The following is a 12020-nucleotide window of genomic DNA, read 5'->3' on the forward strand; positions in this document are numbered from 1 at the left end:
TGAGAAAAGACACGTGATCATCCTAAAATGAACAAACGTGTCTTTTCTATTTGGAATGCACATAATACACATATCTTTCTAAATGAATGGTCAAACGAACAAATCCTTATATTCCCCATATCCTTCTTTTTCCAGATCTTCTACAGGGATAAATTTCATAGCTGCTGAATTAATACAGTAGCGCAAACCGCCTTTGTCCAATGGTCCATCAGTAAATACATGACCTAAATGAGAATCAGCCTCTGTACTCCTCACTTCCACCCGATGCATTTCATGTGAAAAATCGGCATTCTCTTTTACGCCTCTCTTTTTTATCGGTTGAGTAAACGCAGGCCACCCGCACCCGGCATCGTATTTATCTTTGGAGCTGAATAGAGGTTCCCCGCTGACTACATCCACATAAATTCCTTCTTTGTAGAAATCATCATATTCACCGCTGAACGGACGTTCAGTCGCATTTTCCTGTGTCACTGCATACTGCATATCAGTCAGTTTCTCTCTAAGTTCGTCTTTAGATGGTTTCATACAGATTGCTCCTCTCTTTGTTTTTATAGTATCACTCCTGCCTTGATTGAAAAAATAAGAAGGCTTATAAAATGAATTTCCTAATGTCATATATAAACACAGGAAGTGCAACTTCTTTTTCACTTAACTGTTTTGACACACTCACTTCCAAACTTTATTGAAAGCTGCTGCAAGATAAACCATTCTTTCTCAGAGACCTGTTCAATTTTTACTGAATAAATAATGGTAAGAAGCCATTACATCTTAATGAACATTCTGTAAAAGCTCAATCATGGATAGATATCAGCTTGGACAATTCCAGCTTTCACTCTTTACGATAATTAAACTCTGTTTCCAGCAGTCTAGCCAGACCCGCAATCGGCAGTCCCATGATTGAATAGTAATCTCCTTTTATTTCTTTGACAAACAATGCTCCCTGCTCCTGAATTCCGTACGCTCCTGCTTTATCCTTATATTCATCTGTATCTAGGTAACGATTAATTTCTTCATCTGATAAATCATAAAACACCACTTCCGCAGGTACAAGAAGTGAAGAAACATGGTTGTCTGCCATGATAAAGACAGAAGTGTAAACAAGATGCTTTCTGCCGCTCAGCTTTCTCAATACTTGGAACCCATGCTCCCGAGAGACTGGTTTTCCAATAATTTCATCATCAATGGTCACAATTGTATCGCAGCCGATAACCAGCGTTTCCGGATTCTCTTGAGTAATATACCGAGCTTTTTTTTCTGCCATTGTTTCCACATATTGAACGGGTGTCATCCCTTTTGGTACTTCTTCATTGATATCAGCAGCCAGCACAGTGAACTCATCTACAATTCGCTTAAGCAGTTCCTGTCTGCGCGGAGACTGGGAAGCTAAAATAATCTTCATGTATTTCCTTCTTTCCAGATCAGTGCGGATCTTGAATTCGTTTAAACATTTTTTCCATATCTGAATTAGTAAAGTGGATTAACACCGGACGTCCGTGAGGGCAGTTGAAGGGATTGGCACACTCCGCCAAATCCTCCAATAAAATCCGAGCCTGCTGATCGTTTAGATAATGATTAGCTTTAATTGAACGTTTGCAGCTCATCATAATAGCAGTAGCCTCACGGAATTTTTTTACACTGACCTGACCGGTAATCAGAAGCATATCGATCATTTCACGAATAATCACTTCCTCTTCTCCACCTGGGTACCAGGTAGGATGCGCTCTGACAATAAAACTGTTTTGTCCAAATTCTTCCAGAAAAATCCCGACACTCTCCAGTTTTTCCTTTTGCTCACTAATCTTAATTGCATCACTGTTGGGATAATCCAACACAATAGGCACCAAAAGTTCCTGAAGATCATCAGATACTTCCCCGATTTTTTCCCGAAAGTATTCGTATTTAATTCGTTCCTGAGCAGCGTGCTGATCAACGATATACAGCCCTTCTTTGCTCTGCGCAAAGAGGTAGGTTCCATGCATCTGTCCAAAATACTCCAGCTCGGGAAAACGCTCCGTCTTCTTTTCCTGCTCAAGCCGTTCAACAGTTCGATTCAGCTCTTTTAGATTCTCTTTGCTGGACATCTCAAAATCAGGGTGATTTCGAGCCTCCTCTTCAAGAGCAGAAAAATCTATTACAGGCTCTTGTGACAGCCCATTTGAAGATTCGGCTGGCAGTGCTGTTTCATGCTGCTCACGTTCAAGAAATTCTCCTCCTGCAGGTTGATTAGTTGAATAATCAGCTTGTTTTTCTTCAATGATTGATTCTGGCTGTTCACAGCGCACAGGCTTTTGCTCTTGATAGGAATTATTTGAATCTGACGGTGCTGCCTGACTCGTCTCTTCGCTTTTGCCCTCTACAAAAAAACGACCTTCTACAGAATCATATTGCAGGCTTCCAGGTTTGCGAACAGCTTCAGGTGTTGTCTTCACATCAGCTGTTTCTTCCACCAAAGGGATTTCCATTTGTTCGACTCGCTCCTGCTGCTCTGCTTTTTTCTTAAAATTAAGATTTGCAGCAGCATTTGGAATCAGCTGTTCCTGACTCAGTGCTTCTCCTATTGCTTCACTAATCAATGCCATTAATTCTTTCTCTTTACTCAATCGAACTTCCTGCTTTGTCGGATGAACATTTACATCTACCAGAAGCGGGTCCATGGTTACTTCCAAAACAGCGATCGGAAAGCGGCCGACCATCAGCTTTGAGCCATAGCCATTAATAATTGCCTTATTCAGCATAAAATTTTTGATATAGCGGCCATTAATAATCGTTGAAAGGTAATTCCTGCCGGCTCTTGTAACTTCCGGCAGTGAAATATAGCCATTTACTTCAAAGTCCAAGTCTTTCCCCTGAATTTTCAGCATTTTTTTAGCTGTACCGATTCCGTAAATTCCGGCAATCGTTTGTTTTAGATCTCCTGTTCCAGCAGTACTCATCATTTTGTTGCCGTCATGAACCACGCGAAATGCGATATCAGGATGGCTTAATGCCAGACGATTGACAATGTCACCGACCGTAGCTAATTCTGTCTGGATAGTTTTTACATATTTCAATCGGGCAGGTGTATTGAAAAAGAGGTTTTCCACTGTAATCTTTGTCCCTTTGCGTAAGGCTCCCGGACGATGCTCTTCCAGTTTACCACCAACAAATTTGGCGAAGCTTCCCTCTTCTTCCTCACTGACTGCTGTTTCAATTGTCAGCTCGGAAACAGAGGCAATACTCGGCAGGGCTTCCCCTCGAAACCCAAGGCTTCGAATCCTAAACAGATCATCTCTTGTGTGAATCTTACTTGTTGCATGGCGTTTAAACGCATTTATCACGTCATCTTTTGCAATACCATCACCGTTATCAATCACCTGGATAGTCTTCAGTCCAGCTTCTTCAATAAAAATATCAATCTGTGTGCTGCCGGCATCTATAGCATTTTCAACCAGCTCTTTCACAACCGAAGCAGGACGTTCCACCACTTCACCAGCAGCAATTTGATTGGCCAGTTGTTCCGATAGCTCTTTGATTTTTCCCATTTGTTGTGTTGCCTCCTTTTTGTGGAGATTTAAATTCTTTTCTGTAAATCATAGAGAATGTTTAATGCATCCATTGGTGTCATTTCCAACAAATTCATTCTCTTCAAGGTATCAATAACACTCAATTCATCCGTGGACACTTCCTTAAACAAGGAGAGCTGTTCTGTTTCTTCATCTACTGCAGAAATCTTGGCTTCCGTAGGACTACCGGCTTCCTGAGATTCAAGTGCAGAAAGAATTGTTGCAGCTCTTTCCAAGAGGTCAATTGGCAATCCGGCAATTTTTGCCACGTGAATTCCATAGCTTTTGTCTGCCGGCCCCTCCATCATTTTATGGAGAAAAACGACTTCTCCATTTTTTTCCACTGCTCCTACATGAATATTTTTTAAACTGTCCAGAGAATCATCCAGCGCAGTTAACTCATGGTAATGAGTCGAAAAAAGTGTCTTAGCTTTTACTTTTTTATGAATATACTCAATAATCGCCTGTGCCAGGGCCATTCCATCATAGGTTGCTGTTCCTCGTCCCAATTCATCAAATAGAATCAGGCTGTCTGGTGTTGCATGGCGTAACGCTTGATTTGCTTCCATCATTTCTACCATAAACGTACTTTGTCCGGCAATCAAATCATCCGATGCACCGATACGAGTGAAAATCTGATCAAAGATCGGCAGCTCCGCAGATTCAGCAGGAATAAAGCAGCCGATTTGTGCCATAACCACAGTTAACGCAAGCTGACGCATATACGTGCTTTTACCGGACATATTCGGACCAGTAATCAGCAGAATCAGGTCTTCAGAATTCATCTGAATGCTGTTTGGAATGTATTCCTGATGTCCCAACACCTTTTCAACAACGGGATGGCGGCCGTCTTTAATATTCAGTTTTCCATTTCCTGATTTCAATATCGGACGGATATACTGATAACGCTCGCTGACTGCAGCAAAAGCTTGAAGAACATCTACTGTACTGAGAGATTTTGCCAAACGCTGCAGCCGATCAATACTGCCTTTTACCTTCTCCCGCACTTCCAGAAACAGCTGATACTCTAAATCAACTGACTTCTCTTCTGCTTCCAAAATCAGTTTTTCCATTTCCTTTAATTCCGGAGTGATAAAGCGTTCTGCATTTGCCAATGTCTGTTTCCGCTCATATTTTCCCTCTTCCAGATTGCCTAGATTGGCTCTGGTTACTTCAATGTAATATCCAAATACTCGGTTAAAGCCGACTTTCAGCGTTTTAATTCCAGTCTCTTTGCGCTCTTTGGCTTCCAGTTCAGCCAGCCATTGTTTACCGTGCTTCATTGCATCACGATATTCATCTAGTTTTTCATTGTAACCGTCTTTGATCACATTTCCTTCGGTAATCTGCAACGGTGCTTCTTCCATGATTGATGTATCAATCAGTTCAACAAGATCCTCCACCGGATTCAGCTCCACTAAAAGATCGTTCCACTCGCCCTGATTAATGCCGACAATCAGCTCTCGAATCATCGGTACCTGTTCCAATGATGTTTTCAGCTGAATCAGATCCCGTCCGTTGATACTCCCAAACGCCACTCGTCCGGCTAAACGCTCAAGATCATAGACTTTTGTCAATGCAGCCTGAAGATCTATCCGTTCAAAATAAGCAGTCAGTAAGGCCTGAACCATTTCCTGACGTTTAACAATCTGCTTTTCCTGAATCAGCGGACGATCCAGCCATTGCTTCAGCAAACGACCGCCCATCGCTGTTTTCGTCTCATCCAGCAGCCATAAAAGAGTACCCTGTTTTTTCCCTGACCGAATCGAGCGGGTCAGCTCTAAATTGAATTTTGAGTAATAATCCATTTTCAAGAAATGATTTGGCTGATACTCAACCGCCTGCTGAATATGCGACAGACTGCGTTTCTGAGTAATAGCCAGATAAGTCAGCAGCTTTAATGTAACATTAATTTCCAACGGTTCAGACAACGTACTGGTCAAAAAGCTGAACTCTGCATTCTCCTGACTTTCCAACTGTTCGGAAAAAATGATTGTTAAACGCTCCCTCAAAGCATGCGCAAGTGAATCAGGAATTTCACTTCCCAGCACAATCTCTTTTGTCTGCAAGGCCGCTGCTTCATTAATCACCTGTTCTTCATCGGTTAGCGTTGCACTTTTTAATTCGCCTGTTGACAGGTCCACATAAGCCAGACCATATTTCCCGCCTTCAGAAACAATTGCAGTCAAGTAGTTGTTATCTTTTGCTTCCAGCCCTTTACTTTCCATTACAGTTCCCGGTGTAACCAGCTGTACGACTTCTCGCTTCACCATTCCCTTGGTTGTTTTAGGATCTTCTACCTGTTCACAGATTGCTACTTTATAACCCATTTCCACCAGTGTATCAATATAGCCTTGCGCCGCATGATGAGGGACCCCGCACATTGGTATTGGATCATCTGCATTCCGGTTTCTGCTTGTCAGAGTCAGTTCCAGCAGTTGAGTAGCCTTTTCTGCATCTTCATAAAACATCTCATAGAAATCTCCAAGACGGTAAAAAAGAAAGGCATCCGGATATTGCCCTTTAATCGTCAGATATTGGTCCATCATTGGTGTATTTTTTGTTTTTTGCGGCAATGTATTTATCCTTCTTTCTCTAATTGATCATTTATCCCACGCTGAATCATTGCTGTGATGTGCTGTAGAAGATCATTCGCTTCTTTCAGCTGTTCTCTGTAGGCAACTACCAGCGGATGTTCATCGAACTGAGCAGTTAGTTCATCCGCACGCTTCAATGCTTCCTGCTCTGCAACGGGCTTGCCATAATGGGCAAACTGAACTGCATCTTTCTGTGCTCGTTTAATTTCTTCCACCAGCTGAGCCAGTTTTTCATTGTTTTTCACTCTCTGTTCAATCCGTTTATATTGTTGAATTGTTTCATTCTGTTCAAGCAGCTCCAGTAACTTTTCCAGTTCTGCATCTATGTTTTCGTCTCCAATGGAGTAGTCCATATTATCCACCTTTATCAATTTGACTTTATCAAAATATGTATGTTTATTTTAACACATTCTGTTCTTTTGCCAAAATCTGTTTTCTATATAAAAGGACAGCTTATCTATTTTTCTCTAGTTTCATTATAATGACTCATCCAGTTTTTTTGTGCAAAAAAACTTCAGTACTCTAATTATTGATCTCAAATCAAATGGTTTGCTTATAAAAAGTTTTGCTATTGACGTTCGCTCTATTCTAAAGCAGATTTGAAAGAAAAAGAGCGGGAATATATCTTCCCCCGCCCTTGTTTTCTACTCTCTGAATGGACGATCTTCGCTGACCTGAATCAGCTGTATGTCCTTAGCCAAACCTGTCTGATCATCCAGCTCAATAAAGCAGGCGGATAAAATACTCCGACCTTTATCAATTACCTCAAACCGTTGAGGCAATGCCGTCAAAAATTTTTCAAGTATATTGTCCCGCTTCATTCCCAAAATTCCATCATATGGGCCTGTCATGCCGACATCACTCAAATAAGCTGTTCCTTTTGGTAAAATGCGCGCATCATTCGTCTGGACATGAGTATGTGTTCCGATTACAGCACTGACTCTTCCGTCTAAAAACCAGCCCATTGCCTGCTTTTCACTGGTTGTTTCACCATGGAAATCCACAAAAATCAGAGGCGTTCGTTTTTGAGCTTCCTCAATCAGCTGTTCTGCTTTTCTAAATGGATCATCCAAATCAACCATAAACGAACGGGCTTGTAAATTAATAACAGCAAGTTCAATCTGGTTTACTTTCACATAGACAATCCCCTGACCAGGGGTTCCTTCTGGAAAATTTGCAGGGCGAATCATTTTCTTGGCATCATTGATAAATTCAAAGATGTCACGATTATCCCAGCTGTGATTGCCTAACGTAACAACATCCACGCCATCCTGTAAAAATTTTTTATATATTTTGCCGGTGATTCCTCTGCCTGCAGCAGCATTTTCTCCATTAGCGATCGTTACTTGAGGCTGATATTTCTTTTTTAATTTAGGAAGAACTTCTGTAAGCGTCTCTCTCCCAAGAGAACCTACAACATCTCCTATAAATAATATACGCAAACCCTTTACCTCTTCTCTTTTATTCTTACTGTCTTATTATAGAGGTTTTTTTTCAGAATGGAAAGTTTCTCTCTTTGAAACCTTTATATGCAGACTGGGAAAAGCTGTTGCTTCTAAACAAATTTGATATTTTCTATAAGTCAGCATTTAGAAACTGCTTCTACAAACCTTGCTGCAAACCAAACAGACCGGGATTTTGGTTTCCCGGTCTCACAGTTGCTTCTATATTCGATGAACTTATGACAGTTTTTGCTTGTCTCAAGTTGTCAGTCATACTTTTATCAGACTTTTCAGCGGAATGATGTACGTCCGATAATCAAATAAATTAGCGACAATCCATTTTAGAAAGAGAAGTGATTAATCGCAGGGAGGCATTCCGCTCTGGGAAATACCTGAAACACTGTTTACTCGGCAGAGAGATGGAACATACTAATGTCACAGTCCTCTATTCTTCCATGTATGCCCATTTAAAGTCGTATTTCGCTCCGGTAGAGTGGTAATACAAATCTTTAATTTTAGGTGTACGTAAAAATACTTCTGCTTTTTGATAAATAGGGATAACGCCCATATCATCCATAATTATTTTTTCTGCATCCAGATAATCTTGCCAGCGTGCTTCAGCAGTACTCAAATCTGTTGTTGCTGCTTTGTCAACCAGCTCATCATATTTTTTATTTGAATATTGTCCGCGGTTGTAAGAATTGTCTGTTACAAACAGATCCAGGAAGCTGCTTGGATCTGCATAATCTGCTCCCCAGCCGCTGACCGCAACGTCAAAATCACTTTTGCTCATACGATCCAGCCGAACAGAAAATGGTACTGGACTAACTGTAATGTTAATTCCCTCCAGCACCTCACCAAGAGAACCTTGCAGATATTCAGCCATTTTCTTACCACCATCTGAATCGTCTACCAGCAGGTCGATATCCAAAGAATCAATCTTCAATTCTTTTTTAGCTTTTGTCCAGTAGTCCTTTGCTTTCTTCTCATCATAAACGACACTGTTTCCAGCTTCTTTAGAAAAATCTTCGTTTGTATCTGGATTTGTTGTCAGACCTTTAGGTACAAGTCCTTCAGCAGCTGTTGAGCCATTGGCCAAAATTTGTGTAACGAGTGCATCACGATTAATTGCGTAAGATAATGCTTTACGCAAGTTTGCATTTTTATATGGTGAATCTGTATCGATTTGATTCAGCTCCAGATAAAAAGTAGATGCTCCTTCAAGTACTAGATAATCAGGATCTTCTTTCATCTGCATTGCCAGCTCTCCAGACAGCGGAACAGAATCAGCCTGTCCATCTTGATATAGATTCAAAGATGTCGGTGCTTCTTTTATTACATCTACAACGATTTTATCTAATTTCACTGTATCTTTATCCCAATACATATCATTTTTAGTATAAGACCAGTTTGTATCTGTTCCCGGTCCATCAAAATCAGTTAGTGTAAACGGCCCGTTATAAACAGCATTTTCACTATTTGTTGTGTAGTCTTTCCCATATTTTTCAACAATATCCTGACGTTGAGGCAGGAATGAAGGGAAAGCCAAGAGATAATCAAAATAAGGTGTTGCTTTTTCCAAAGTGATTTCCAGCTCATAATCGCTGACTGCCTTGATTCCCAGTTCTTTCTTATCCATTTCACCTGCACTAATTTTTTCTGCATTTTTCACAGGTGCAAACATATGCGCATATTCTGATCCTGTATCCGGATCAACAGTTCTTTGCCATCCATAAACATAATTTTCTGCTGTTACAGGTTCGCCGTCTGTCCAGACTGCATCTTCACGCAGTTTAATTCTATAAATCAATCCATCTTCACTGACTTCTGCTTCTTCTGTTGCGCCGGCAGGTTGAGGATGATTGTCTTTATCCAAACGATAAATACCCTCATAAACATTATTCAAAGCTACAAAACTAACTTCGTCCGTTGCAAGTGACGGATCTGCGCTTGGTATTTCCTGTCTTTCAACATAAGTGTAAACCTGTTCTCCAGTCGAAGCATTGTTGCCGCTTCCGGCAGCATCGCTGTCACTTGTATTATTTCCAGTAGTTGTACATGCTGCAAATGCAAACACTAAAGCTGCTGCAGCAAAACCCAAAACAGCTTTTTTCTTGAATCCCATAAAATACCTCCTCATTATTCAAAGCTACTCAGAATATATCAAATATACGCTGTCCTAGCAATGAAATACCCCTGTGTTTCCGTAAGCAATCAGTAAATTTTTAAATAGAAAGAAATGAGGAAAAATTCATTTTTATAGAACAAAACATACAAAAAAAATTCCTCGAAAAATAACTAGCCTGTAAAATAGAGACCCTGCGCTCTTTTCCTCCTCTCATTTTCTTCAGAATAGTTTTTTTATTTTTAAAAATATTCATTTTTAATTGCTGTGTACATAAATAAAAAAACAGACAGGCGGTTTAACCGGCACTGTCTGTTCTCCATAAATTTTAAAATTATTTTGCATAATCTACTGCCCGTGTCTCACGGACAACTGTTACTTTGATGTGACCCGGATAATCCAGATCATCTTCAATTTTCTTACGAATGTCTCGAACTAATCGAACGGCTTCCAAATCAGAAATTTCTTCCGGTTTAACCATTACACGAACTTCCCGTCCAGCCTGTACAGCAAAACTTGAGTCCACTCCGGCAAATCCGTTGGAGATATTTTCCAGATTTTCCAGTCGGCGAATATAGTTTTCCAGTGACTCGCTGCGGGCACCCGGTCTTGCTGCTGATAAAGCATCTGCAGCTGCCACCAAGACAGAAATAACGGATGTTGCTTCGATATCTCCATGGTGAGAGGCGATTGCATTGATTACCACTGAATTTTCTTTATACTTCGCTGCCAGTTCTGCTCCGATTTCCACGTGCGAACCTTCAATTTCATGATCCAGTGCTTTACCGATATCATGAAGCAGTCCTGCCCGTTTTGCCAGTTGAACATCTTCACCAAGCTCAGCTGCCAGTACACCTGTCAACTTCGCCACTTCGATAGAATGATTCAATACATTCTGACCATAGCTGGTACGGAAACGCAGACGACCTAAAATCTTAATCAAATCGGGATGCAAGGTATGAGCCCCAACTTCAAAAGCAGCTTGTTCCCCATACTCACGAATACGTTCATCCATCTCTTTACGGGATTTCTCAACCGTTTCTTCGATTCTTGCCGGGTGAATTCGTCCATCCTGAATCAGACGTTCAAGGGTCATCCGAGCAATCTCTCTTCTGATAGGATCAAAACCTGAAAGGACCACTGCTTCCGGAGTATCATCAATGATTAAATCAATTCCGGTTAATGTTTCCAGTGTTCGAATATTTCGACCTTCACGACCGATGATTCGTCCCTTCATTTCATCGTTAGGCAGGCTCACCACTGAAACCGTTGTTTCTGAGATAGAATCTGCTGCACAACGCTGAATGGCCAGAGACAGCAGATTCTTTGCTTTACGATCTGCTTCTTCTTTCGCACGCTGTTCTGATTCTTTAACCAGCACAGCCAGTTCATGACTCAGTTCCTCTTCTGTTGATTTCATGATGATGCTCTTGGCTTCATCCTTAGACAGGGAAGCAATACGTTCTATCTCTTGATGTTGTTTTTCTATCAGTTGTTCTACTTCTTTTTCCCGCTCATCAATTAATTGCTGTCTAGCACCTAGTTTATCTTCTTTTTCTTCCAGTGAGCTTTCGCGTTTTTCAAGAGTATCATCTTTACGGTCTAATGTTTGTTCTCTTTGTAACAAACGATTTTCCTGTGTTTTTAACTCTAATTTGCTTTCTTTCAACTCACTTTCAATTTCTGATCGATACTTTTGGTTTTCTTCCTTTGCTTCCAACAAAGTTTCTTTTCTCAGAGTCTCAGCTTCTTTACGTGCCTCTTCAAGAATTCCGGCAGCAGAGCTTTTTGCTCCATCTACTGCCTTTTCATGACGAGATTTTGCAATATAAAAGCCTATTCCAAGACCGACAATCAATCCGACGATAGCGAGGGGAATTGTTAAACCCATTGTTTCCACCTCCATACTATCCTGTTATTTTTTCAAAATATCATACAACTTTATTGACATATGAATGCCATTTTTAATACTCTGTTTCACGTGCATAAATTGCTAAATGCACATAAGTTTATTCTAATGTTTGTCTCTGAGTGTGTCAACTTAAAATAACCATTCTTCTACAGCTTGCACCAATCAGAAAAACCTATTATTTCTGTAAAAAAAAAGAGCACGTTGTCATATATTGATACGCTTTCTATTAAAGCAGACAAGGAAAAAACAAAAATTCCAAATCTATTTTACAGAGAGTTTTGTATGTTTAAAAAATATAATTATTCTGCAGAAAAAAATACATGATTATTTCAAAAGTTATTGACATCTGTCATAGTGTAAGCATTAACATCAAAAGGAACTTTTTTTCTCACAATGGTTATG

8 protein-coding genes are annotated in these 12020 nt (G+C 40.4%); all 8 read right to left on the minus strand.

Annotation, left to right across the window (positions count from 1 at the left end; translation table 11 throughout):
* Positions 1–90: 90 nt before the first annotated feature.
* Positions 91–525: a peptide-methionine (R)-S-oxide reductase MsrB gene (gene msrB, locus LI951_RS04925; protein WP_202067806.1), complete on the minus strand. Its 435-nt coding sequence runs from the start codon at positions 523–525 to the stop codon at positions 91–93.
* A gap of 304 nt (positions 526–829) precedes the next feature.
* Positions 830–1399 carry a Maf family protein gene (locus LI951_RS04930; RefSeq protein WP_229441452.1) on the minus strand — a complete coding sequence of 190 codons (570 nt, stop codon included), beginning with the start codon at positions 1397–1399 and terminating at the stop codon, positions 830–832.
* Between the two features lie 19 nt (positions 1400–1418).
* Positions 1419–3521 carry a DNA mismatch repair endonuclease MutL gene (gene mutL / locus LI951_RS04935; protein ID WP_229441453.1) on the minus strand — a complete coding sequence of 701 codons (2103 nt, stop codon included), beginning with the start codon at positions 3519–3521 and terminating at the stop codon, positions 1419–1421.
* 29 nt (positions 3522–3550) lie between these two features.
* Positions 3551–6118 (minus strand): DNA mismatch repair protein MutS, encoded by a 2568-nt coding sequence (gene mutS / locus LI951_RS04940; RefSeq protein ID WP_202067809.1) that lies wholly within the window; start codon positions 6116–6118, stop codon positions 3551–3553.
* A gap of 5 nt (positions 6119–6123) precedes the next feature.
* Positions 6124–6492 (minus strand): YlbF family regulator, encoded by a 369-nt coding sequence (locus LI951_RS04945; protein WP_202067810.1) that lies wholly within the window; start codon positions 6490–6492, stop codon positions 6124–6126.
* A 291-nt stretch (positions 6493–6783) separates the two neighbouring features.
* Complete coding sequence (locus LI951_RS04950; protein ID WP_202067811.1) at positions 6784–7581, minus strand: TIGR00282 family metallophosphoesterase; 798 nt, start codon at positions 7579–7581, stop codon at positions 6784–6786.
* Between the two features lie 445 nt (positions 7582–8026).
* Positions 8027–9706 carry a peptide ABC transporter substrate-binding protein gene (locus tag LI951_RS04955; RefSeq protein WP_229441454.1) on the minus strand — a complete coding sequence of 560 codons (1680 nt, stop codon included), beginning with the start codon at positions 9704–9706 and terminating at the stop codon, positions 8027–8029.
* Between the two features lie 334 nt (positions 9707–10040).
* Positions 10041–11597 (minus strand): ribonuclease Y, encoded by a 1557-nt coding sequence (gene rny / locus LI951_RS04960; protein WP_202067813.1) that lies wholly within the window; start codon positions 11595–11597, stop codon positions 10041–10043.
* Between the last annotated feature and the right edge of the window lie 423 nt (positions 11598–12020).

Origin of the sequence: Enterococcus sp. BWT-B8 (assembly GCF_020567625.1) — a bacterium.
GTDB lineage: Bacteria > Bacillota > Bacilli > Lactobacillales > Enterococcaceae > Enterococcus_L.